General features: G+C 57.9%; 24 protein-coding genes. 15 read left to right on the forward strand and 9 right to left on the reverse strand.

The features are described from left to right. Positions 1-2: 2 nt before the first annotated feature. From MME58_RS05265 to yaaA, 4 genes are all read right to left on the reverse strand, one after another. Positions 3-1,175 carry an alginate biosynthesis protein Alg44 gene (locus tag MME58_RS05265; RefSeq protein WP_054984387.1) on the reverse strand — a complete coding sequence of 391 codons (1,173 nt, stop codon included), beginning with the start codon at positions 1,173-1,175 and terminating at the stop codon, positions 3-5. Positions 1,176-1,215: 40 nt separating this feature from the next. Next, positions 1,216-2,697, reverse strand: a complete 1,482-nt coding sequence (gene alg8, locus MME58_RS05270; RefSeq protein ID WP_002552255.1) for a mannuronan synthase — start codon at positions 2,695-2,697, stop codon at positions 1,216-1,218. Positions 2,698-2,797: 100 nt separating this feature from the next. Then, positions 2,798-4,114, reverse strand: a complete 1,317-nt coding sequence (locus tag MME58_RS05275) for a nucleotide sugar dehydrogenase (RefSeq protein WP_054984385.1) — start codon at positions 4,112-4,114, stop codon at positions 2,798-2,800. Positions 4,115-4,929: 815 nt separating this feature from the next. Then, positions 4,930-5,709 (reverse strand): peroxide stress protein YaaA, encoded by a 780-nt coding sequence (gene yaaA / locus MME58_RS05280; protein ID WP_055005220.1) that lies wholly within the window; start codon positions 5,707-5,709, stop codon positions 4,930-4,932. Positions 5,710-5,911: 202 nt separating this feature from the next. Here yaaA and MME58_RS05285 point away from each other — a divergent pair, with 202 nt between their 5' ends. From MME58_RS05285 to moaE, 5 genes are all read left to right on the forward strand, one after another. Then, a complete protein-coding gene (locus tag MME58_RS05285; RefSeq protein ID WP_055005339.1) occupies positions 5,912-7,090 on the forward strand; it encodes a polysaccharide deacetylase family protein in 1,179 nt (392 codons plus the stop codon). Positions 7,091-7,384: 294 nt separating this feature from the next. Then, entirely contained in the window at positions 7,385-8,779 is a 1,395-nt protein-coding gene (locus tag MME58_RS05290) for a PhoH family protein (RefSeq protein ID WP_054984383.1), read from the forward strand. Positions 8,780-8,887: 108 nt separating this feature from the next. Then, positions 8,888-9,373: a cyclic pyranopterin monophosphate synthase MoaC gene (gene moaC / locus MME58_RS05295; RefSeq protein WP_054984382.1), complete on the forward strand. Its 486-nt coding sequence runs from the start codon at positions 8,888-8,890 to the stop codon at positions 9,371-9,373. Continuing rightward, positions 9,370-9,615 (forward strand): molybdopterin converting factor subunit 1, encoded by a 246-nt coding sequence (gene moaD / locus MME58_RS05300; RefSeq protein WP_054984381.1) that lies wholly within the window; start codon positions 9,370-9,372, stop codon positions 9,613-9,615. Before moaC ends, moaD begins: the two co-directional genes overlap by 4 nt. Before the next feature lie 2 nt (positions 9,616-9,617). After that, a complete protein-coding gene (gene moaE / locus MME58_RS05305; RefSeq protein ID WP_054984380.1) occupies positions 9,618-10,067 on the forward strand; it encodes a molybdopterin synthase catalytic subunit MoaE in 450 nt (149 codons plus the stop codon). A 3-nt stretch (positions 10,068-10,070) separates the two neighbouring features. Here the strand turns inward: moaE and rhlB are convergent, their stop codons facing one another. After that, the gene (gene rhlB, locus MME58_RS05310; RefSeq protein WP_055005221.1) at positions 10,071-11,528 is read right to left on the reverse strand and encodes an ATP-dependent RNA helicase RhlB; all 1,458 of its coding nucleotides are present in this window, start codon (positions 11,526-11,528) and stop codon (positions 10,071-10,073) included. 115 nt (positions 11,529-11,643) lie between these two features. Beyond that, the gene (locus MME58_RS05315; RefSeq protein ID WP_055005222.1) at positions 11,644-12,303 is read right to left on the reverse strand and encodes an alpha/beta hydrolase; all 660 of its coding nucleotides are present in this window, start codon (positions 12,301-12,303) and stop codon (positions 11,644-11,646) included. Between the two features lie 485 nt (positions 12,304-12,788). Here MME58_RS05315 and MME58_RS05320 point away from each other — a divergent pair, with 485 nt between their 5' ends. The 5 genes from MME58_RS05320 to MME58_RS05340 all read left to right on the forward strand — a co-directional run bounded on the left by MME58_RS05320 (position 12,789) and on the right by MME58_RS05340 (position 18,349). After that, positions 12,789-13,817: an amino acid ABC transporter substrate-binding protein gene (locus MME58_RS05320; protein WP_054984377.1), complete on the forward strand. Its 1,029-nt coding sequence runs from the start codon at positions 12,789-12,791 to the stop codon at positions 13,815-13,817. Between the two features lie 70 nt (positions 13,818-13,887). Beyond that, complete coding sequence (locus tag MME58_RS05325) at positions 13,888-15,069, forward strand: amino acid ABC transporter permease (protein WP_054984376.1); 1,182 nt, start codon at positions 13,888-13,890, stop codon at positions 15,067-15,069. 10 nt (positions 15,070-15,079) lie between these two features. After that, the gene (locus MME58_RS05330; RefSeq protein WP_054984375.1) at positions 15,080-16,177 is read left to right on the forward strand and encodes an amino acid ABC transporter permease; all 1,098 of its coding nucleotides are present in this window, start codon (positions 15,080-15,082) and stop codon (positions 16,175-16,177) included. Positions 16,178-16,187: 10 nt separating this feature from the next. Then, positions 16,188-16,952: an amino acid ABC transporter ATP-binding protein gene (locus MME58_RS05335; RefSeq protein ID WP_003365366.1), complete on the forward strand. Its 765-nt coding sequence runs from the start codon at positions 16,188-16,190 to the stop codon at positions 16,950-16,952. Between the two features lie 167 nt (positions 16,953-17,119). Then, positions 17,120-18,349, forward strand: coding sequence for a CynX/NimT family MFS transporter (locus tag MME58_RS05340; protein WP_055005223.1), 1,230 nt, complete (start codon positions 17,120-17,122; stop codon positions 18,347-18,349). Positions 18,350-18,391: 42 nt separating this feature from the next. On the opposite strand, the gene MME58_RS05345 is transcribed toward MME58_RS05340, so the two are convergent. Then, positions 18,392-19,330 carry an aromatic alcohol reductase gene (locus tag MME58_RS05345; protein ID WP_055005224.1) on the reverse strand — a complete coding sequence of 313 codons (939 nt, stop codon included), beginning with the start codon at positions 19,328-19,330 and terminating at the stop codon, positions 18,392-18,394. A gap of 49 nt (positions 19,331-19,379) precedes the next feature. On the opposite strand from MME58_RS05345, the gene MME58_RS05350 reads away from it, so the two are divergent. From MME58_RS05350 to MME58_RS05365, 4 genes are all read left to right on the forward strand, one after another. Then, complete coding sequence (locus MME58_RS05350; RefSeq protein ID WP_054984372.1) at positions 19,380-19,829, forward strand: winged helix-turn-helix transcriptional regulator; 450 nt, start codon at positions 19,380-19,382, stop codon at positions 19,827-19,829. Positions 19,830-19,911: 82 nt separating this feature from the next. Continuing rightward, positions 19,912-20,403: a nuclear transport factor 2 family protein gene (locus tag MME58_RS05355; protein WP_054984371.1), complete on the forward strand. Its 492-nt coding sequence runs from the start codon at positions 19,912-19,914 to the stop codon at positions 20,401-20,403. After that, a complete protein-coding gene (locus tag MME58_RS05360) occupies positions 20,396-20,737 on the forward strand; it encodes a GIY-YIG nuclease family protein (RefSeq protein WP_055005225.1) in 342 nt (113 codons plus the stop codon). Before MME58_RS05355 ends, MME58_RS05360 begins: the two co-directional genes overlap by 8 nt. 64 nt (positions 20,738-20,801) lie before the next feature. Further along, complete coding sequence (locus MME58_RS05365; protein WP_055005226.1) at positions 20,802-21,734, forward strand: glutathione S-transferase family protein; 933 nt, start codon at positions 20,802-20,804, stop codon at positions 21,732-21,734. A 73-nt stretch (positions 21,735-21,807) separates the two neighbouring features. Here the strand turns inward: MME58_RS05365 and MME58_RS05370 are convergent, their stop codons facing one another. Continuing rightward, a complete protein-coding gene (locus tag MME58_RS05370) occupies positions 21,808-22,158 on the reverse strand; it encodes a glutaredoxin family protein (protein WP_055005227.1) in 351 nt (116 codons plus the stop codon). Between the two features lie 5 nt (positions 22,159-22,163). Then, on the reverse strand, positions 22,164-23,165 hold the full coding sequence (yejK, locus tag MME58_RS05375) for a nucleoid-associated protein YejK (RefSeq protein ID WP_055005228.1): 1,002 nt from the start codon (positions 23,163-23,165) through the stop codon (positions 22,164-22,166). A 393-nt stretch (positions 23,166-23,558) separates the two neighbouring features. On the opposite strand from yejK, the gene MME58_RS05380 reads away from it, so the two are divergent. Further along, complete coding sequence (locus MME58_RS05380) at positions 23,559-23,840, forward strand: HU family DNA-binding protein (protein WP_002552279.1); 282 nt, start codon at positions 23,559-23,561, stop codon at positions 23,838-23,840. Positions 23,841-23,853 lie beyond the last annotated feature (13 nt).

A 23,853-nucleotide genomic window follows, 5' to 3' on the forward strand; every position in this document is an offset into this window, starting at 1 on the left:
GGTTACAGACCCGCAGCCATTGCTTTATCGAGCAGCCAGTTCACGGACGGGCCGCGATCGCTGACGACTTCGACAGGGCGGCCGGCAAGCGAGCTGCTCAGGCTTTCGTCAGGCTTGATCTGCACGCGGATGTCGGTAGACAGATCGGCGTCGCTCAGATTGGTGCTGCTGACGATCTGACCGGTGCGCAGTTGGTCTTCACCGGCAATCTGGAAGCTGACACGGGTGCCTGGCTTGACATCGTTGAACTGGCGATAGGTGAAGCGTGCTTCAACCGTGGCCGGCGCGTTGCGTGGCACAAGCTGGAAGATCACTTGACCCTTGGATGCGAACTGGCCGTCGGCAACCAGTTGGCGAGCCACAACGCAATCGCACGGGCTGGTCATGGTGCCGCTCATTTGCTTGCCATACAGCTCTTCGATCTTGGCTGGCTGCAGGTCTTCGCCGGTCAGGCTGCCCTTGAGCATTTCCAGCATGCTGGTGTTGAAGGACGCCAGTGGCGCGCCTTTGGCAGCTTCGCCGTTCTGGGCGACCAGGCTTTGCACGGTGCCTTCACGCGGCATGGTCACGTCCATGCTTGGGATGGTGACCAGGCCGGCCGATGCATGGCTGACGAAGTACAGGCCGTAGATCGTCTTGAAAATGAAGCCGAAGGCGGCCAGACCGACAATGAAGATACCCAGGCTGAAGGTCACGGCGCGCAGGCGACCCATGGCGCTCATGCCGCTGTCCTTGCCCTTGACCTTACGTGCCTTGGTGAAGTTGTCGCGCTGCAGTGTTGCCAGCACTTCACCCAGGGTGACGACTTCGCCGGACAGGTGCGAGGTGATCAGGTGGCGCAGGGTGGCAATGTCCTGAGGTTCCAGGTTCTGGAACTGGCAGCCGATACGGTGGCTGGAGTTGTCTATCGAGCGCACCTGCAGGTCGACGTCCATGGCCAGGCCGAGGTTGTCGATGATGAATTGCAGGCGTCCTTTGACGATCTGACCTTCGCTGAATTTTTGCCCGCTCGGAGCAACGAAGCTCAGACCACCGGCCGACAGGTCTTCGACACGTACCAACGGTGCGTTGGGCTGATCATTCAGCAGACGCAGCTTGGCAGGGATCTTGATCCTCGCGTGTTGGCGCTGGGCTTCGGATTCATGTACGACGTTCGCATTCACGGCTGTATTCATGGCTAATTTTCCTACTTAAGCGATTAATCCGTTGGCCCGGTCAAACCATCGTCAACAGCACGGCGACGAAGATGGTGCCAGCCGAGAAAGTCATGGTTCGGGACGACCACGTGTTGAACCAGCCCTGAAAGCTGGCCATGTCGCGGCTCAGTTTGGTGTCCTGGCGTGTCCAGGACTGGCGGTCCAGGCGGAAGAAGACGTAGATCTTCATCAGCGCGCCGACGATCTGGTTGTAATAGAGAATTATCGGGTAGGCAGGCCCGATCCTGTGCCCCGACAGGGACAGCAGCAGGGTGAGGATCAGGCGGGTCATGCCGATCCACAGCAGATACATCAGCAGGAACGCGCCACCGTATTTGAAACTGGCGATCAGGGCGACGGTCAGGCCGAGGATGGATGTCCACATCGACACACGCTGGTCGAACAGTACGATGCTGGTGAAAATACCCAGGCGACGCACGCCCAGACCCAAGGCACGCGAGTTCTGACGCAAATTGTTGCCGTACCAGCGATACATCAGCTTGCGGCTGGCTTTCAGGAAGCTTTTCTCGGGCGGGTGCTCCACGGTGTTGATCGCAGCATCCGGCACGTAGAACGTGTCGTAACCCAGACGCATCAGGCTGAACCAACTGGACTTGTCGTCACCGGTCAAGAACCGGAAGGTGCCCAGACGCCAGTGATTGAGCGAGTCGCTTTCCACGTCGGCAATGAACTCGGGGTCGGTTACCACGGTTGCGCGGAACACCGACATGCGACCGGTCATGGTCAACACGCGTTTGGACAAGGCCATCGAGCACATGTTGATGTGACGCTGAGCGAAACGCAGCTTGTGCCATTCGCTCATGATGTAGCCGCCACGGACTTCACAGAACTCGTTGGTGGTCAGGCCGCCGACATTGTCGAACAGCTGGAACCACGGCACGGTCTTGGCGACCACGCCTTCGTTGAGCACCGTATCGCCGTCGATTACCGCAACTACTGCACGGCTGTCGGGTAAGTGGCGCGAGATGGCACGGAAACCGTAGGCCAGGCCATCGCGTTTGCCAGTGCCTGGAATGCGTACGAAGTCCAGCTTGACGCGTTCCGGCGGATTGAATTTGGCCCACATGCTCTTGACCAGCAGCTCATCGGACATTTCCACCAGCGAGCAGACGATAGTCGTCGGCAGGCCGCAGTCGATGGCTTCGCGGATGACCGAGTTGTACACCTGTGCGGTGGTCAACGCGTCGATACGAAAACTGGTAACCATCAGAAACACATGAGACGGGTCTGCTGCGCTGCCCAGCTTGCGAACCTTGCGGCGCAAGTGCGGGTAGACGATGTACAGGAAAATCATCCCGCGCACGAAGTGCGTGATGCCCATCGAGTAGCGCCAGATACCGACAGCGCCAATCAGGAATATAAAGTTCTTCGACTGTGAGTCGAAGATACTGGTGGGCAATGCCGCAGCAAGGCCCATGAGTAAACTTAAATAGAACAGCCAACCTGCGGCCTGTAACAGGCCGTGCTTGAGCCTCTGCATAATCGTATCCCTAAGTCAGTTGCGAGCCTCAAGCCCCAGGCTGCAAGCACATTGCTTGAGCCTGTGGCCTGGAGCCTGGCGCTTGTGGCTTGCGGCTGATTTACCAGCAGATACCTTCGGCGCGACCGTCTTCGCTGGTGGCGTTAGTCATGAAGCCCACCAGGTCAATAACGCGCTTGCCTTCAGGTGTCTTGTTGGCGAGGGCGCGGAAACGCTCATCGCGGTTGCCAAGGATGATGACGTCGGAGTCATTGATGACTTTGTCGAAGTCCGAATTCAGCAGCGACGAAACGTGCGGAATCTTGGATTCGATGTAGTCCTTGTTGGCACCGTGAACGCGTGCATATTCAACGTTGCTGTCGAAGATGCTCAGGTCGAAGCCTTTACCGATCAGCATTTCAGCCAGCTCTACCAGCGGGCTTTCACGCAGGTCGTCAGTACCGGCCTTGAAGCTCAGGCCCAGCAGTGCAACTTTACGGGTGTCGTAGCTGGCGACCATGTCGAATGCGTTCTGCACCTGCGAGGTGTTACTGCGCATCAGCGAGTTGAGCAGAGGTGCTTCGACATCCAGGCTGCTGGCGCGGTAGGTGAGGGCGCGAACGTCTTTCGGCAGGCAGGAGCCGCCGAATGCGAAGCCTGGGCGCATGTAGTACTGGGACAGGTTCAACGCCTTGTCCTGGCAGACCACGTCCATCACTTCACGACCATCGACGCCGACGGCCTTGGCGATGTTGCCGATTTCGTTGGCAAAAGTAACCTTGGTGGCGTGCCACACGTTGCAGGTGTACTTGATCATTTCGGCAACGGCGATGTCCTTGCGGATGATCGGAGCGTCGAGTTCTTCGTACAGCGATTGCAGTACATCGCCCGAGGCTTTGTCGAACTCGCCGATGACGGTCATTGGCGGCAGGTCGTAGTCCTTGATCGCGGTACTTTCGCGCAGGAACTCCGGGTTGACGGCAACACCGAAATCGACACCGGCTTTCTTGCCGGAGCAGTCTTCCAGAATCGGGATGACCACATTGGCAACGGTGCCCGGCAGTACGGTACTGCGAACAACGATCGTGTGGCGGGTGGCTTTGTCACGCAGGACGTAGCCGATTTCACGGCACACCGATTCAATGTAATCGAGTTCCAGATCGCCGTTCTTCTTGCTCGGCGTACCGACGCAGATCATCGACAGGTCGGTGGCGCGAATGGCTTCGGCGAAGTCAGTAGTGCCGCGCAGTTTTCCGGTACTGATACCTTTCTGCAGCAGCTCTTCCAGACCCGGTTCAACGATAGGTGATTTGCCGTTGTTGATCAGATCGATCTTGGTGCTGGAAATATCCACACCAACTACATCGTGACCGCGGGCAGACAGGCAACCGGCACAGACTGCACCGACATAACCCAAACCAAATATGCTGATACGCATCGTATTCTCCTCGATTTTTCACGCCATAAATTGGCTGGATATTAAATTTTGGCCAGCAGATGTCACGCGCCATCCTGTACGGCTAACAACGCCGTAGAACTAACGCAGGCATATTTAATGAGTGAGTGCCCAAAACAAGTGAGGCGAACTCAAATGACACTAAGTGCAAGCGGCAAGTAACCTGTCCGTTCGGTCAGGGCCCTGCTCTCCTTGGATGCAGTAAACCACTCCTGTTTGACGATCGACGGCGGACCTCGGTCGGAAAGCCTCTGGCTAGAGCCATGGCCGTCCTTGTCGAATCCTGCGCGTCACACCGGGTCGGCGCTTCGCCTGTCTACAACATCAACTAGTGATGTGAGTTTAATTCTGGTACCTGACGCCAGTGTCGTGTGGACCTGGCTTCCCTGTCGGTAACGTCCCGTTAGTCCAGACGACCTGTAAGTGATCTCTTACACGTCAGTCCAGAATTGTTACGGGATGTAGGAGCGTACGAATTCGCATTTAGTTCCGGGCCGCTCGTCCTGATTTGCGTATTTTGGTGTATCCGGTTTGTCATAAGGACGGTATCGAGATGATGGCTTTTTTCTTAAAAGCCTTGACTTGCAAGGGGTTCAGGCAGGGAGATACTAAAAGGCTACTACTGAAAAAAGTTAAAATGCCACTACTTAAAAAAGTTGGATTTTTTTCACAAAAAAATTGGACGTCAGTGCACAGTCTAAAACATGACGTTTATCTGACGTCATAATGCTGGCAATCGGTGTCGGATCGTAGGACAGGTCGTGTAACAGCGGTGCGTTACACGACGGTTACAATGACTAGTCTTCTGCAACATTGCGCAGGAACACCAACTTGTCGGGTGTCGATTGTTCACGGTTGTAACGATAGCCCTGTGCATCGAACGCCTGTAAGGCTTCGGGACTGTTGATGCGCTCTTCTATAACGAAGCGGCTCATCATGCCGCGCGCCTTCTTGGCATAGAAGCTGATGATCTTATAGTGGCCGTTCTTGAAGTCCTTGAACTCGGTGTCGATGATTCGGGCCTTGAGCGCCGAGCGTTTGACTGCAGAAAAGTACTCTGTGGAGGCCAGATTGAGCAGCAGGTCGTCGCCCTGATCGGCCAGCGCTTCATTCAACCACTCGCTGATTCGCGTGCCCCAGAAGGCATAAAGGTCCTTGCCGCGAGCATTGGCCAGTCGAGTACCCATCTCCAGCCTGTAGGGCTGCATCAGGTCCAGCGGGCGCAGCAGACCGTACAGACCTGAAAGCATGCGCAAGTGCCCTTGCGCATAGTCCAGCTGCGCGTCGTCGAGAGTGTCCGCTTCCAGGCCTGTGTAGACATCTCCTTTGAAAGCCAGCAGGGCCTGCTTGGCGTTGTCGAGCGTGAAGGCCGGGTTCCAGCTGCCGAAGCGTGCCGCGTTCAGCCCGGCCAGCTTGTCGGACAGATGCATCAGTTCACTGATCTGGGCCGGCGTCAGTTCACGCAGTTGGGTGATCAACTCCTGAGAGTGATCCAGATACTGCGGCTGAGTGAAGCGTCCGGTAGTGGGCGGGGTCTCGAAATCGAGGGTTTTTGCCGGGGAAATCACCATCAGCATGAAGTCGTCTCCTTAGATCGTCCGGGGATTCTAGGGGCTGATGGCCTGCGACTCCAGCTATGGGGGCGATAGGGCCTGCTCAACTTGTCGCGTTGGCGTGACAAGCGGCTTTGTATGCGTGCCGACATAAGAAGCCAGGCTCATATCAGCTATAGTGGCGCGCTGGTCATGATGTTAATGGTTGATCGAGAGGGCGTCGGGTTTGCGTATTGTTTTAGCAGTGTGTGCAGGTCTGTTCTGGCTTCAGGCGCAGGCAGCAGCGCCGGTCATTGCCGCCATTGACCGCAGTGTGTGGCCTGAGCGCCTCGAAACGCCGGGGTTGTTCGACGTCGCGTCGCGGGCGGAAATCCTCGCGTTTGCTCACGAACTGTACCTCAGCGAGAAGCTGGACGAGGAGGGGCTCAAGCAGCGCCTCGGCTTGCGCTTCGTCAATGTGCCGTCGCTGAACGTCGTCCGCCATCGCCTGTGGCTGCGTCTGCTGGAAAATTATCAGAACGCACAGAAGAGCTGCGAACAGGATGCCAACTTCTGTGTGCTGGTGGAGGACATGGACCAGTTGCGCCAGCGTGCCGAAGAGTTTCAGGTGTCGAACGATTCGTTCTACGCCAACTGGGCCAGACCCGGCGCCGCTTTCCATCAGCGTTATTTGAACGAACTGCTGTTCATGGCTGCGTTGTTTCCACAGACCAGCAGCGAGATCGAACGGTACAACTCCGATGAAATGAGCGGCGACGAAATGCCGGACCGTACTTTCATGCTCAATTTCGAAAGCGGCCCGAGCCCGGCCGATGGCGGAACCGACTGGCTGGCCGATTTCATGCGTCAGCAGAAAATGACTGCCACCTTCTTTGTCCTGGGCAAAAGCCTTCAGGAGCGTCTCGACAGCACGTCGAGCGCAGGTCTGCAGGCGTTGTATCGCCAGCAGTGTGTAGGCATCCAGGGCTGGGAGTACCGTTCGCACAGTCAGTGGCTGGACTGGCAGGATTCAGTGCAGCGCAGCGCCGCACTGGTTCAACGCGTGCTTCCGGATAACTTCGTGCCGCTGTTCCGTCCGCCTTACGGTCATCGGCGTGCCGACAGCGGAGACTTCTTTCGCGCCGAGCATTTACGCGTGTCATTGTGGAATATCGACGCAGAGGACGGCACCGGACGGCTTTCGGCAGAGCAGGTGGGTGACCGCGTATTGACCCTCATGCTGCTCTGGCGCAAGGGCACTGTGGTTTTCCATGACGTGGCCAACAAGGCGCAGTCTGCGCTACCGTTGCTGCTGGCCAATACCGCGCAAAGCGAGCTGATCTGGGACGATTGCCGAAATATCTCTGAAGCCCCCGTGGAGCAAGGGCTGGAGGGCAGCGAGGAGGCTGCACCCGAGGGGGAATGAGGGCAGATTCGGCGTGGGCGGACTTCCGACTTTAAACGTGCTGTGAACGTCCGCCAAGCTCTATTCGTCAGGCTGTGAAATAAAGTTCAAAAAACTGTCAAAGAGCTTTTTTCTGTCATCCCTTTTGCTGTATTACGAATACAGACCGCCGAAACCTGCAACACAGGTGGCGTCTTCCAAGACCCACCTTGAGCGACATTTCTACCCTGCCTGAAGGGAAGAATCCGGCGGCCTTTTCGTGGCGCAGTACTGTCGTGGTTCTGCGTCGCCCGGCTTCTACAAAGGTGAGCGAGTATGGATGACCACGGACGCACCCCTTCCACCAACCAGCCAATCCTTTACGTGCTCGATACCAACGTATTGATCCATGATCCAAACGCACTGCTGAATTTCGAAGAACACCACGTTGCCATCCCCATGACGGTTCTGGAGGAACTGGACAAACTCAAGGCCGGTAAACATTCGGTTGCTGCCGAGTGCCGTCAGGCCATCCGCCTGATCGACAAGACGCTGGGCGAAGCTTCGCCGGAAGAGGTCGAGAAGGGCGTGCCCATCGACCGCGGTACAGGCGTATTCAAGGGCTACCTGTCGATTTTGATGAGCAAACGCGAGGAGCCCAACAGTCTGCTGCCCGAGCACCTCAACGACAACATCATCATCAACCAATTGATCGACCTGCATGCGCGCAACAAGGACTTGAGCGTCGTGCTGGTGACCAAAGACATCAACATGCGGCTCAAGGCGCGCGCCTGCGGTATTGCGGCCGAGGATTACAGTACCGACCAACTGGTAGACGACGTGTCGCTGCTGTCGCGTGGCTACCACGACATGACCGGTTCGTTCTGGGACCGGGTCAACAAGGTCGACACGCGCCAGGAGCGTGGCCGCACCTGGCACCGCGTGCAGCTCAATGAAATGCTGCCGGCCGTTCACATCAATGAGTTCATTGTCGATGAACAGGGTTTCGTAGGCTGGATCAAGGGCGTCAAGAACGACGAATTGCTGATTCTGGACATGCATCAGGAGCCATTGCTGCATCAGGAGGCCTGGGGTCTGAAACCGCGGGACATCTATCAGGGGTTGGCATTGTTCGCACTGCTCGACCCGGACATTCACCTGGTCAACCTGTCCGGTGCTGCTGGCTCGGGTAAAACCATTCTGGCGTTGGCGGCTGCCATCGAGCAGACCATGGTCACCAAGCGTTACCGCCGCATTATCGCGACCCGCAGCGTTCAGGGCCTGGATCAGGAAATCGGCTTCCTGCCCGGCACCGAGGCGGAGAAAATGGAGCCCTGGCTCGGCGCTATCACCGATAACCTCGAAGCGCTGCATATGGATGATGAAAACACTCATGGCAGTGTCGACTACATCCTCAGCAAAGTGCCGTTGCAGTTCAAATCCCTCAACTACATCCGGGGTCGCAGCTTCCAGCAAAGTCTGATCCTGATCGATGAATGCCAGAACCTCACCCCGCACCAGATGAAAACCATCATCACCCGTGCTGGCGCCGGTTCCAAAGTGGTCTGCCTGGGCAACCTGGCGCAGATCGATACCCCTTACCTGTCGGCCACCAGTTCCGGGCTGACGTACCTGACGGAGCGTTTCAAGGACTTTCCGAACGGCGTACACATCACCCTTCAGGGCGTGCCACGCTCAATCCTGGCCGAATACGCGGAGAGTCATTTGTAAATAAGCCGCAAGCGGGGAGCCCATGCGTGAATGGGTTCCTTGCCTGCAGCTTGTAGCGTGTAGCAGCCACACCCTCTACACTTCTTGCTTCTGCCAAGGAGTAACGTTGTGCTCACTCATCTCGATTCTCAGGGGCGTGCCAATATGGTCGATGTCACGGATAAAGCCGTGACATCCCGTGAGGCGGTGGCCGAAGCTTTCGTACGCATGCTGCCGACAACGCTGCAAATGATTGTCAGCGGTGGTCATCCCAAGGGTGACGTGTTTGCCGTAGCACGTATTGCCGGTATCCAGGCAGCGAAGAAGACCAGCGATCTGATTCCGCTTTGCCATCCGTTGATGCTCACCAGCATCAAGGTTCACCTCGCCGCCGAGGGCGATGATGCCGTTCGGATCACGGCAAGCTGCAAGCTGGCCGGGCAGACGGGTGTGGAAATGGAAGCCCTGACCGCAGCCAGTATTGCGGCACTGACGATTTACGACATGTGCAAGGCCGTTGACCGTGGCATGGCCATCGAGTCGGTTCGGTTGCTTGAGAAGCTGGGCGGCAAGAGCGGTCACTTCATTGCTGATCAGGCACAGGTCCCGTCATGAAGATTCAGGTTCAGTATTTTGCCCGTTACCGTGAAACCCTGGGCCTGGACAGTGAGCACGTCGAAGGTGAATTCGCCACACTGGACGCACTGCGCCAGACGCTGCTGCAGCGTGGCGAGGCCTGGCAGGTGCTTGCCGAGCAGAACCTGATGTGCGCTCGTAACCAGGAGCTGTGCAAGCCGACCGAGCCATTGTCCGATGGCGATGAAGTCGCGTTCTTTCCGCCCGTGACCGGAGGTTGACGATGACTGTTCGCATACAGGCCGCAGCCTTTGACCCCGGCCACGAAGTCAACGCGTTGCACGCGGCCAACCTCGGCATCGGCGCGGTGGTCAGTTTTGTCGGCTATGTTCGCGACTTCAATGAAGGGCGTGAAGTGTCAGGCATGTTTCTGGAGCATTATTCGGGCATGACTGAAAAAGCATTGGCAAAAATCGTTGCAGAAGCCGAACAGCGCTGGCCCTTGCTGCGCCTCGATGTGCTGCACCGGGTGGGTGCGCTGGAGCCGGGCGAGCCGATCGTGTTCGTAGGCGTTGCCAGTGCTCATCGGCAGGCAGCGTTCGAAGCCTGCGATTTTGTCATGGACTATCTCAAAACACGCGCGCCGTTCTGGAAGCGTGAAAATACGGCCGACGGCCCGCGCTGGGTAGAAGGGCGTCACAGCGACCAGCAAGCGGCCGATCGCTGGAAGTGACCGTCAGGCGTTGCTTCGCACCACGGCCCTGAGCAGATGGGTCGGCGGTGTTTCACAACTGATCTTGCGACCCAGTTTTTCTTCGATGGCCGGCAACTGATAAGAGTCATCTTCGCCGGCAAAGCTGATCGAGACGCCATCGGCCCCTGCACGACCGGTACGGCCGATGCGGTGCACGTAATCGTCCGGCACCTCGGGCAGGGTGAAGTTGATCACGTGGCTGATGCCGTCAATATGGATTCCCCGACCGGCTACATCGGTGGCGACCAGTACGCGGATCTTGCCTTCGCGGAAGCCTTCAAGGGTCTTGATGCGCTTGTGCTGAGGTACATCGCCCGACAGTTGCGCCGCATTGACGCCGTCGCGTACCAGGCGCTCTTCGATCCGTCGGACTTCGTCCTTGCGGTTGGCAAAGACCATCACCCGTTCCCAGCCGTTGTCGGTCACCAGGTTATAGAGCAACTTGTACTTGTCGGCACCGGCAACGGCATAGATATGCTGTTCGACATTGTCGCTGGCGACATTCAGCGACTCTATCTCGACGATGGATGGCTCCGTCGTCCACTGTTTGGCGAGGTTCATCACGTCGTCGGTGAAGGTCGCGGAAAACAGCAGGGTCTGGCGTTCACCTTTGTGCGGGGTCTGGCGAATGATCTGACGGACCTGCGGGATGAAACCCATGTCCAGCATGCGGTCGGCTTCGTCGAGGACCATGACTTCGACCATGTCCAGATGCACTTCGCCGCGCTGGTTGAAGTCCAGCAGTCGGCCAGGTGTAGCCACAAGAATGTCGCAGTGCCGTGCTTCAAGTTGTTTGAGTTGCTTGTCGAAGTCCATGCCGCCGACGAACGTCATGACGTTCAGGTTGGTGTACTTGGTCAGGTCGGCAGCGTCCTTGGCGATTTGTACGACCAGTTCGCGAGTCGGTGCGATGATCAGTGCACGGGGCTCACCCATGTAGCGTTCGGCTGGTGGCGGCGTCTGGGTCAACTGCTCAATGATCGAGATCAGAAACGCGGCGGTCTTGCCCGTGCCGGTCTGGGCGCGCCCGATGGCGTCCTTGCCCTTGAGGGTGAAACCCAGCACGCCCGCCTGGATCGGCGTGCAATACGGGAAACCGAGGTCCTGAATGGCGTGCATCAGTTCAGGTGCCAGGTTGAAATCGTGGAAGCGGGTCTTGCCTTCCTGCGGCTCGACGACGAAATCTTCGAGTTTCCAGGCTGGCGCAGGCGGTTTTACCACGCGCTCACGACGCGGACGCTCGGCCCTGGGCTTGTCGGTGCGCGGCGCTCTGGCTTTGGAGGGCGCGATGGTCGTGTCCAGAGCCTGAGTCTGGGCAGCATGACCCGATGTGTCGGCTGTGGCAGCGGGAGAGGCGGGAATAGAGGTTGTCGGACCAGGCGCGCGCTGCTCAGCCTCGCTTTTACCGAACATCTTTTTAAGTGCTTTGAGCACGGTCATCTCATCAATTGGTTAAGGAATGTACGCCGAGCAGTGTAAAGCAAGAACCGTGCTCGGCGTAGTGCCATCCGAGGCGAGCTACAAAAGCGGTCTGTTGCAGAGGCCCCGGCGTGCCTCAGCGCAGCCTGTCGGACAGCCAGACACCAATGTCCTGGATTTCCTGCGGTAACACTTGATGCCCCATTGGGTACTCTTGCCATTGAGCGGTTACACCCTGGGTCTTGAGGTGCTCATAAACCGTCCGGCCCATGGCATTGTGGACCACCTCGTCGTGCTGGCCATGCAGGCAGTAGGCTGGAATACGTTGCTGACTGGCGGACAGCGTCATTTCATTGCTGAATGTGGGTGCATAAGTCGACAGCGCGAGCACACCGCCCAGCGGACCCTGCCAGCGTCGATAGCCGGCGTGTAATACCACCGCACCGCCCTGGGAAAAACCTGCGATGAATATTCGTGCCGGGTCGATGCCGCTGTCGCGCTGTTGCTCGATCAGGTCCAGCACCTTCTGCGCCGAGGCTTCCATCTGATCGTGATCAATGGCGCGCGCTTCGGAACTCATGGCTTTGATGTCATACCAGCTTGGCATTTCATAACCGCCATTGACCGTCACGGCACGTGTCGGCGCCTGAGGCAGGACGAAGCGAGTGGTCGGCAGCGACTCCTGCAGCGCTTCGGCGACCGGGAGAAAATCATAACGGTCGGCACCCAGTCCGTGCAGCCAGATAACGCACGCATCTGCCGTGCCGGAAGGTTGGATGATCAAAGGTTCACTCATGTCTGCTCCATTTGTGTGCGCTGGCTCATTTCGAGCGCTTTAATAAGGTGCGCGGGTAGATTAAAAATGAAAGAAGATGTCGCAAGATTACAAGTTTTTGTCTTGACCTGTCGCTAATTCGACATAGCCAGCATGCTGGTACGGGCTTTGCTACAGCAGGACTGGAGTCGAGGCGCTCACATCGTTCGGTAACACTATAAGGCTATTACTTATAGCGATCGAAAAGCAGCTCGGGAGTCCATGCGTCAGGATTCGCGGCACGATTCAACCTGTACCGCTCTGGTCCGGGAAAATCATAGGGTTTCAGTCCACGGGGCCGATTCTGAATGATGAAGACGAATGACGGGATGATCCTGCAGACGATTCGTAATTCAGGCCCAGCGTTGCATGACCCAAAAATAAGCCAGCACGGGTTATTAGCGCCTCACAAAGGTGCGACGCGACTGAGACACCTACACAACAAAGAGCAAACTGGAGGTTTTTGAATGAAGATGTTGAAATCCACCCTGGCTGTCGTCACCGCCTTGGCCGCATTTGGTGTAACCGGGGCTGCCAACGCCGGTGCCACCCTTGACGCTATTCAGAAGAAAGGCTTTGTTCAGTGCGGCGTCAGCGATGGCCTGCCAGGGTTTTCCGTTCCAGACTCCACCGGCAAGATCACCGGTATCGACGCTGATGTCTGCCGCGCTGTAGCGGCCGCCGTATTCGGCGACGCCACCAAGGTCAAGTTCAGCCAGTTGAACGCCAAGGAGCGCTTCACTGCACTGCAATCCGGCGAGATCGACATCCTGTCGCGTAACACCACGTGGACCAGCTCCCGTGATGCGGGCATGGGCCTGGTATTCACCGGCGTGACCTATTACGACGGTATCGGCTTTCTGGTGAACAACAAGCTGGGCGTTAAAAGCGCCAAGGAACTGGACGGTGCAACCATCTGCATCCAGGCCGGTACCACCACCGAGCTGAACGTCTCCGACTACTTCCGTTCCAACGGCCTGAAATACACGCCGATCACTTTCGATACCTCCGACGAAAGCGCCAAGTCGCTGGAAGGCGGTCGTTGCGACGTACTGACTTCCGACCAGTCGCAGCTCTACGCACAGCGCAGCAAGCTGGCCAAGCCGGACGATTACGTTGTTCTGCCTGAAGTGATTTCCAAAGAGCCTCTGGGCCCTGTCGTCCGCAAAGGCGACGAAGAGTGGTTCTCCATCGTTCGCTGGACCCTGTTCGCCATGCTCAACGCCGAGGAAGCCAAAATCACTTCCAAGAACGTCGAAGCTGAAGCCAAGTCGACCAAGAACCCTGACGTAGCCCGTATGCTGGGTGCCGACGGCACTTACGGCAAGGATCTGAAGCTGCCGAAGGACTGGGTCGTGCAGATCGTCAAGCAAGTCGGTAACTACGGCGAAGTGTTCGAACGCAACCTGGGCGAGGGCACCCCGCTGAAAATCAAGCGTGGCCAAAACGCTCTGTGGAATGCCGGCGGCATCCAGTACGCTCCACCTATTCGTTGATTGACCCGGCGCCCGACAGGCTTCCCAGCCTGTCGGGCGTTGTTCTGTTGGATTTTTCCTGGGGCATTTCATGGAAAAGCAAATCGTCGCACCCAAGCAAAAGCTCTCTCTGAGCGATCCGAAAGTGCGCGCGTGGTTATTTCAGATCATCACTGTTGCAGCGGTGATCGCGTTGGGCTGGTTCATCTTCGACAACACCCAGACCAACCTGCAACACCGTGGTATTACCTCGGGTTTCGGTTTTCTTGAGAACAGTGCCGGTTTCGGTATCGCCCAGCACCTGATCGACTACAGCGAAGCGGACAGCTATGCCCGCGTATTTGTGATCGGCCTGCTGAATACCTTGCTGGTTTCGGTTATCGGTATTGTCCTGGCGACCTTGCTGGGCTTTGTCATCGGTGTCGCGCGGCTGTCTCCGAACTGGATGATCAGCAAGCTGGCCACTGTGTATGTCGAAGTCTTCCGCAACATTCCGCCGCTGTTGCAGATCCTTTTCTGGTACACCGCCGTATTCCTCACGCTGCCCGGTCCGCGTCAGGCGCATGGTTATCTGGACATGTTCTTTGTCAGCAGCCGCGGGCTCAATATGCCCAGAGCCCTGCCTGCCGAAGGTGTCTGGGCATTTCTAGTCAGCATCGTGGTTGCCGTCATCGCGATTGTCATGATGGTGCGCTGGGCCAACAAGCGCTTTGAAGCCACGGGTCAGCCGTTCCACAAGTTCTGGGTCGGCCTGGCGTTGTTGCTGGCGATTCCGGGCCTGAGCATGCTGATTTTCGGCAGCCCGGTACATTGGGAGCTGCCGCAACTGAAAGGCTTCAACTTCACCGGTGGCTGGGTGCTGATCCCTGAACTGATCTCCCTGACACTGGCACTGACGATCTACACGGCGGCGTTCATCGCCGAAATCGTGCGTTCGGGTATCAAGTCGGTGAGCCATGGTCAGACCGAAGCAGCCCGCTCGCTGGGCCTGCGTCCCGGGCCAACGCTGCGCAAGGTCATCATCCCGCAGGCTCTGCGAGTGATCATTCCCCCGTTGACCAGTCAGTTCCTGAACCTGGCGAAGAACTCTTCGCTGGCAGCCGCCATCGGCTATCCGGAAATGGTGTCCCTGTTCGCCGGTACGGTGCTCAATCAGACCGGACAGGCCATTGAAGTCATTGCCATCACCATGAGCGTGTACCTGGCGATCAGTATCAGCATTTCCCTGCTGATGAACTGGTACAACAAGCGCATTGCGCTGATCGAGCGGTGAGGAAACGCGCATGACAACTCATACTTTCAAACCTGATATGCCACCACCGGGCAAAGTGTTCGGACCGATGGCGTGGATGCGGCAGAACCTGTTCTCCAGCTGGATCAATACCCTGCTGACCCTGTTCTCGCTCTACCTGATCTACCTGGTCGTTCCGCCCATCATCAGTTGGGCTCTGCTGGACGCCAACTGGATCGGCACCACCAAGGAAGACTGCACCAAGGCGGGCGCCTGCTGGGTGTTCATCGAGCAGCGTTTCGGTCAGTTCATGTATGGCTACTTCCCCAATGAACTGCGCTGGAGAGTCGACCTGACCGCCATCCTGGCAATCGTCGGCGCTGCACCGCTGTTCATCTCGAAGTTTCCGCGCAAGGCCGTCTACGGTATTGCTTTCCTGGTGATCTACCCGGTTGTTGCGTTCTACCTGCTGCACGGCGGTGCTTTTGGCCTGACCAATGTCCCGACCAGTCAGTGGGGCGGTCTGATGCTGACCCTGGTAATTGCCACTGTGGGTATCGTCGGTGCCTTGCCGCTGGGTATTCTGCTGGCGCTCGGTCGTCGCTCCAACATGCCGGCTGTGCGTGTGGTGTGCGTGACGTTCATCGAGTTCTGGCGCGGTGTGCCGCTGATCACCGTGCTGTTCATGTCTTCAGTCATGTTGCCGCTGTTCATGCCAGAGGGCATGAACTTCGACAAGCTGCTGCGTGCGTTGATCGGTGTCATCCTGTTCCAGTCCGCGTACATCGCTGAAGTGGTGCGCGGCGGCATGCAGGCCATTCCCAAGGGCCAGTACGAGGCAGCCTCGGCGATGGGCCTCGGCTATTGGCGCAGCATGGGGCTGGTGATCCTGCCGCAGGCTCTGAAGATGGTCATTCCCGGCATCGTCAACACCTTCATTGCATTGTTCAAAGACACCAGCCTGGTAATCATTATCGGCCTGTTCGACCTGCTCAACAGCGTCAAGCAAGCTACCGCCGACCCGGCATGGCTGGGTATGGCCACTGAAGGCTATGTCTTCGCGGCCCTGGTGTTCTGGATCTTCTGTTTCGGTATGTCCCGCTATTCCATGCATTTGGAACGTAAGCTGGACACAGGCCACAAGCGTTAGGAGTTTTGTGATGAGTGAAGTTATCAATAAGCCTCTGGGCGCTGAAGGCATGATCCGCATGGAGGGCGTACACAAGTGGTACGGCCAGTTCCATGTACTCAAGGACATCAACCTGAATGTGCGTCAGGGCGAACGTATCGTGCTGTGCGGCCCGTCGGGCTCGGGAAAATCGACCACCATTCGCTGTCTCAACCGTCTGGAAGAGCATCAGCAGGGTCGTATCATCGTCGATGGCACCGAACTGACCTCGGACCTCAAGCAGATCGAGACCATCCGCCGCGAAGTGGGTATGGTGTTTCAGCACTTCAACCTGTTCCCGCACCTGACCATTCTGCAGAACTGCACGCTGGCACCGATGTGGGTGCGCAACATGCCGAAGAAGAAGGCCGAAGAAATCGCCATGCATTATCTGGAGCGTGTGCGTATCCCGGAGCAGGCCCACAAGTTTCCGGGTCAGCTTTCCGGTGGTCAGCAACAGCGTGTAGCGATTGCCCGCGCCTTGTGCATGAAGCCGAAAATCATGCTGTTCGATGAGCCGACGTCGGCCCTCGACCCGGAAATGGTCAAGGAAGTACTCGACACCATGGTCGGCCTGGCTGAAGAAGGCATGACCATGCTGTGTGTGACTCACGAGATGGGCTTCGCCCGTACCGTGGCGAACCGGGTGATCTTCATGGACAAGGGTGAAATCGTCGAACAGGCCGCGCCGAACGACTTTTTCGACAACCCGCAAAGCGACCGTACCAAGCTGTTCCTCAGCCAGATCATTCACTGAGTCAGTCGCGGTTGCACAAGAAACCGGGCTCTGCGCCCGGTTTTTTATTGCCTGAATTCGCCACCCTTGTTGTATGCAATTTTGGCTGAACCTTGTATTCGCGATCATTCTCCAACAGGATACCGCCCCCCTGAAAAGGGTCGACATACCTGATTACCGAGAAACCGATGACTGCCAAGGCTCAACCCAGCCCTCAACCGATTGCTGATCAACCCCATCCCGTTCTGAAACGCCCCTGGCTGTTGTTGCTGGGCCTGGTGCTGGTCGCCCTCAACCTGCGCCCTGCATTGTCCAGTGTTGCGCCGCTGCTCAATGAGGTGTCCGAAAGCCTCGGGATGTCGGCTGCCGAAGCCGGTCTGCTGACCACCTTGCCGGTGTTGTGCCTGGGACTGTTCGCGCCATTGGCACCGATTCTCGCCCGGCGTTTCGGCAGTGAGCGCGTGGTGCTGGTCGTTCTTCTGACGCTGGCGGCCGGCCTGGGAGCGCGTAGCCTGTTTGGCGAAGTCGGCCTTTTCACCGGCAGTCTGCTGGCGGGCGCGAGCATCGGTATCATCGGCGTATTATTGCCCGGTATCGTCAAGCGTGATTTCCCCCACAAGGCCGGGGCCATGACCGGTGTCTACACTATGGCGCTGTGCCTGGGGGCAGCAATCGCCGCCGGTTCGACGGTGCCGTTGAGCCAGTACTTCGGTGACAGCTGGCAGATCGGCCTGGGTTTCTGGCTGATCCCGGCGGTGATTGCTGCGCTTTTCTGGTTCCCGCAGGCGCGTGAAATGCACGGCTCACATCGTGATATGTATCGAGTCAGCGGCCTGTTGCGTGACCCGCTGGCCTGGCAGGTCACGTTGTACATGGGCTTGCAATCATCGCTGTCCTATATCGTCTTCGGCTGGTTGCCGTCGATCCTCATCGGTCGTGGCCTGACGCCGACCCAGGCCGGTCTGCTGCTGTCCGGCTCGATCATCGCGCAAGTCATCAGCGCCCTGGCGGTGCCCTATCTGGCCACGCGCGGCAAGGATCAGCGCCTGGCGATCATGCTGGTCATGTCGCTTACGCTGACCGGTCTGTTCGGTTGCCTTTACGCACCTCTCGGCGGTCTATGGGGCTGGGCAGTCCTGCTGGGCATCGGGCAGGGCGGCACGTTCAGTCTGGCGCTGGCATTGATCGTTCTTCGCTCGCGCGACTCCCATGTGGCTGCCAACCTGTCGAGCATGGCACAAGGCTTTGGCTACACCATCGCTTCGATCGGGCCATTTGCGGTGGGCGTGGTCCATGACATGACGGGCAGCTGGACCGCGATTGGCTGGATCTTTGCGGTGCTGGGGCTGGGTGCCATGATCGCCGGCATGGGGGCCGGTCGTGCGCTGCAGGTGCAGGTCAGTAGCGAGAAGGTTTGATTTTCGATGATTTTTGATTATTTGCAGCGGGCTTGAGTGGCTTCAGGACTGAGCCAGATTGGCCAGCGCCCATTGTTCGGCACTGGTGATGCTCAGCCCTGCCTGCGCGTTGTAGGTATTGGCGACGTCCCATGCCACACCTCGGCCCATGGCAAAGACTGCCCGGTATTTGCGCAAATTGTCATCCGGCATTTCCGTAAGCTCGCCCTGCAACCGCGCAACACTCCATACGTGCCGCTCGATATCACGTCCTGTGACACGCTCCACGAGATCGGCCAGCCCGGCGTACGTCAATGTGTCGCCAGCGGTGTACAGCACTTGATTCACGATGCGCGGCTCGTGCATCACGATGGCAGCGGTCAGCCTGCCAATGTCTTCTGCAGTGGTGACCGTCACGGCGGTATCGAGGCTGCCCAGCGCATTGATCCGTCCGCCTTGCAGATCGACGACACCGAACGCCGGTTCGAACAGGAAGCTTGTAAACATACCGGTCGAAACGATCACCCATTCGGTGTGCTGCTGGGCGCGCAGCTTTTCTCGCACATCGAGTTGCTCGTCGAACAAATCCTGAGGGCTGCCGCGGCCGATAAGGTCGTATTCAACGCCGAACTGCCAGGGCAGGTAGCGTTTTATGCCAGCCTTGAGCGCCGCATCGGTCAGTTTGCGTTGAGTACCCCGGACGGCGGCGAATCCCGCACAGCTGATTACCATGTCGTAGCGCGCCATGACGGTGGCAAGTTGGTCCGCGGTGGCATCGGCCAGATCGGCCGTTTCGATGGCAACGTCCAGCGCGCGAATCTCTTCGATTTCCGCACGCTTGGCAGGCTCTTGCGTATTCAGGCTGCTCTGGCGTAGCAGCACGGCAATGCCGAGGCCGTGTCCTCCGGCTTTCTCAACCAGCCCTCGCAACACGGCGAGCCCAAGCTCTCCTGCACCTATGACCAGAATGCGTTGTTTGACGTTTGCGTTATCGGCTTGCATGGTGACCCCCTTCGGATAGCGTTTCAATTCAGACGGGGGAGATGCTGGCATGCCTGTCGACATACAAAAAGTAGGTACATTGGTGATACCAGGCGGGCTGGACGCTCAGGAAGTGGTAAGACGCTCCGAAGCGGCGTGTGCTGCGCTCAGCGATGATGAGGATGGTCTCAAGCGGGACATCCTCGGTCACGCCGGTAATCGTTGGTCATTGGGCGTGGTACATGCCCTTGGCGTCAGCAGCCCTTTGCGCCATGCGCAATTGCGCCGAAAGCTGCACGGTGTGACCCAGCGCATGCTCACTCATACCTTGCGCCAGCTTGAGCAGGATGGGCTGATCACCCGCCACGACTACCGCGAGAAGCCGCTCAGGGTGGAATATTCGTTGACCGATCTGGGGATGGGGCTGCTGGTGCAAATGATTCCGCTGTGGACATGGGTCATTGAAAATTCGGAGGCGTTCAGTGCGGCGCGAGATCGTTTTCCGGACAGGCAAAAGTGATGGCTGATGCGCCATCAACCTCTCGCCATTTTCCGCGGCGCCGCTTATCGTGCACGGATAATTCGCCAAGGGATGTGCACGCATGAACTACGAAGAACAAAGTCAGGCCAACAGCGCACTGATCACCCGCTTTTATGAGGCGTTTGCGCAGCTGGATGCCGAGGCGATGAGTGCTTGCTATACCGATGACGTGCTGTTCAGCGACCCTGCCTTTGGCCAATTGCGCGGCGCTCAGGCAGGCGACATGTGGCGCATGCTGACTTCCCGGGCGAAAGATTTCTCGGTGGTCTTCGATCAGGTACGAGCCGATGACCGGACGGGCAGTGCGCACTGGGTGGCGACGTATCTGTTCAGTCAGACCGCAAGCACGGTAGTGAACGATATTCAGGCCCGATTCGTGTTTCGTGATGGCAAGATCTGCGAGCATCACGATCATTTCGATATGTGGCGCTGGTCGCGTCAGGCTCTGGGGTTGAAGGGCCTGTTGCTTGGCTGGACGCCTTTGGTGCGCAACGCCGTCAGGGCTCAGGCGCTCAAGGGCCTGAAAGCCTTTTCAGAGAGCCGCCGTGCCTGAGGTCGCCAGTACCGCGAGTGCGTCGATTGCCGGACCGGCGCTCGGTAAACCCTGGTTCGTCTATCTGGTGCGCGCTGCCAACGGCGCGCTGTACTGCGGCATCAGTGATGATCCGCAGCGGCGATTTGCTGCGCACCAGAGCGGCAAGGGCGCGCGCTTTTTCAGTTCAAGCCCGGCGATGGCGCTGGTTTATGTCGAGCAATGGTCCAGCAAGGGCGAGGCGTTGCGTCACGAGCGGCTGATCAAGAAACTCAGAAAAAGCGCCAAAGAGGCGCTGGCAGCCAGTTATGCCGGATCGTTGATCCATGAGCGTGATGTTGTGACATCAGTTTGAGTCTGTGGGCGGGCAGGGTGCCGCAGGTTAAGCTGTGGGCTCCCCGAGCGCACAGAGGCTGAACATGTCCGAGTTGATCCTTCATCACTACCCCACATCGCTGTTTGCCGAAAAAGCCCGTCTGATGCTGGGCTTCAAAGGGCTCACATGGCGCTCGGTAACTGTCCCGTCGATCATGCCCAAACCCGACCTGACCGCGCTGACCGGTGGCTATCGCAAGACACCGGTGTTGCAGATCGGCGCAGATATCTACTGTGACACGGCGCTGATGGCCCGCCGCCTTGAGCGGGAAAAGCCTGCGCCGGCGTTTTATCCGCAAGGTCAGGAATTTGCGGTTGCAGGTCTGGCCGCATGGGCGGACTCGGTGCTCTTTCTGCATGCCGTAAGTCTGGTGTTTCAGCCTGAATCCCTGGCCGTACGCTTTGCCAAAGTGCCGCCAGAGGCCGCCAAGGCGTTTGTGGCTGACCGCTCTATGCTGTTTAACGGCGGCACGGCGTCACGTCCGCCTGTCGAGCAGGTCAAGCACCAGTGGCCCACGCTAATGTCACGTCTGGAACTGCAACTGTCCCACGGTGGTGAATTTCTATTTGGTGTGCCTTCGATTGCCGATTTTTCGGTTGCACACACTCTGTGGTTTCTCAAGCAGACGCCGGTCACTGCGCCATTTGTCGATGATTATCCGAGTGTCAGTGCCTGGCTGGGGCGTGTCCTGGGTTTCGGTCATGGTACATCCAACGACCTGAGTTCGGCCGACGCTATCGACATCGCCAGAAATGCCGCGCCTGCACCGCTGCCAGATGAAACCTTCGTCGATCCAAACGGCTTCAAGGCCGGCGACAAGGTTGCGGTTTCTGCGGTCGACTACGGCGTCGAAGCGGTTGAGGGCGAGTTGGTATTTACCGGCCGCGAAGAACTGATCCTGCGCCGTGAGGACGAGCGTGCGGGTGTCTTGCACGTACACTTCCCGAGAATGGGTTATCGAATCGAGAAGCGCTGAGGTTCAACGATGCCCTGCGTTGCAAAGAGGACGCGGAGCGCGGCTTTACTACCATGCCAGCGCGCAGCTTGGGCTACTTCAACGCCGCCAGTATCTGATCCGGGTCAAATCCCCGGATCAGTGTGCCGTTGACGTCGATCAGCGGAATGCCTCTCCCGCCCAGCGCCTCATACGCCTTGCGGCCTTGTTCCGACTTCTCGATGTCGAACTCCTGATACGCAATCCCCTTGCTGTCCAGAAAACGTCGGGTCTGCTTGCAGTAGCCGCACCAGTCGGTGGCGTACATCACCACTTTTGCCTGGCTGTAGCGCTGCGCAACGTCTGCTGGAGGGGGGTTGACGAAATTCTCGATCCTGCCCCAGTTCTGGTAAATCACCACCACCAGCATGATCAGGGCAAATTTTTTGAGGGTGCGCAGCAGCATGTCGGTTACCGTCGCTTCAACTGGTCGGTCAGTTGCGTCGGCAGCCCTTTGATAATCAGGGTGCCTGCGGTTTCGTCGTATTCAATTTTGTCGCCCAGCAAATGGGCCTCAAAACTGATCGACAACCCCTCGGCGCGGCCGGTGAAGCGGCGGAACTGGTTGAGGGTGCGCTTATCGGCCGGGATCTCGGGTGACAGGCCATAGTCCTTGTTGCGGATATGATCGTAGAACGCCCGTGGCCGCTCCTCGTCGATCAGTTCGGACAGTTCTTCCAGTCCCATCGGCTCGCCCATTTTGCTCTGGCTGCTGGCGTAATCGACCAGGGTTTTGGTCTTCTCGCGGGCCGATTCTTCCGGCAGGTCTTCGCTTTCAACGAAGTCGCTGAAGGCCTTGAGCAGGGTGCGGGTTTCGCCGGGGCCATCCACGCCTTCCTGGCAGCCGATGAAGTCGCGGAAGTACTCGGACACCTTCTTGCCGTTCTTGCCCTTGATGAACGAGATGTATTGTTTTGACTGCTTGTTGTTCTGCCACTCCGACAGGTTGATCCGCGCGGCAAGGTGCAACTGGCCCAGGTCCAGGTGGCGCGAAGGGGTCACGTCCAGTTCGGCATTCACCGCCACGCCCTCGCTGTGGTGCAGCAGGGCGATGGCCAGGTAATCGGTCATGCCTTGCTGATAGTGGGCGAAAAGAACATGGCCGCCGACGGAAAGATTGGATTCCTCCATCAGCTTCTGCAATTGTTCGACCGAGGTGCGCGAGAAGGCGGTGAAATCATTGCCGCCGTCCAGGTACTCTTTCAGCCAGCCGCTGAAAGGGTGCGCGCCGGATTCGGGATGGAACAGGCCCCATGCCTTGCCTTGTTTGGCGTTGTAGCTCTCGTTGAGGTCGGCCAGCATGTTCTCGATGGCCTGGGACTCAGCGAGTTCGGAGTCGCGTGCGTGGAGAACAGCGGGCGTACCGTCGGGTTTCTTATCGATCAGGTGGACGATGCAATGACGGATCGGCATGGGCTTCTCGGCTGAAAAAGGTGAAGAGCGTGCAGCTCGTTGCAAGACGGCAAGTGTAACGCACGCATGCGCCTGTTGGCCCTGAGCAGGCTGGTTTTCGCCAGCAGTGAGTGTTTGCTGGATGTTTTTTGCTCAATTAGCATTAAAACCTGACCAAAAGGATAGGTAGAGGCGGATATTTGCCCGGCTCTGTGCTAGTTTTGCGCGGTCTTGCGCACTTAGCGCGTCAGGCATGCAGTTAGCGCACACGTAGGTCGAACCATTACCCGGTTTCAGTATCTACACTTTCGCGATTAATCGTGGCTGCTAGCGGGTGGCCAGGTTCATTGCCTGGCCACGGGCCGACGTTGCACTCTGCAATCCACATGAATTTGATAGGGAAGGAACACCACCATGGCTCTTACTAAAGACCAATTGATCGCCGATATCGCTGAAGCTATCGACGCGCCAAAAACTACTGCGCGTAATGCTCTTGAGCAATTGGGCCAAATTGTTGCCGACCAACTGGAAAACGGCGTGGAAATCACTTTGCCAGGTATCGGTAAACTGAAAGTTGCAGAGCGTCCGGCTCGCACTGGCCGCAACCCTTCGACTGGCGCTGCCATCGAAATCGCTGCCAAGAAAGTTATCAAGTTCGTACCAGCCAAAGTGCTGACCGACTCGATCAACAAGTAAGCACCCGCTTGCT

The sequence above is a fragment of the Pseudomonas syringae pv. tagetis genome, assembly GCF_022557255.1.
Classification (GTDB): domain Bacteria; phylum Pseudomonadota; class Gammaproteobacteria; order Pseudomonadales; family Pseudomonadaceae; genus Aquipseudomonas; species Aquipseudomonas caricapapayae.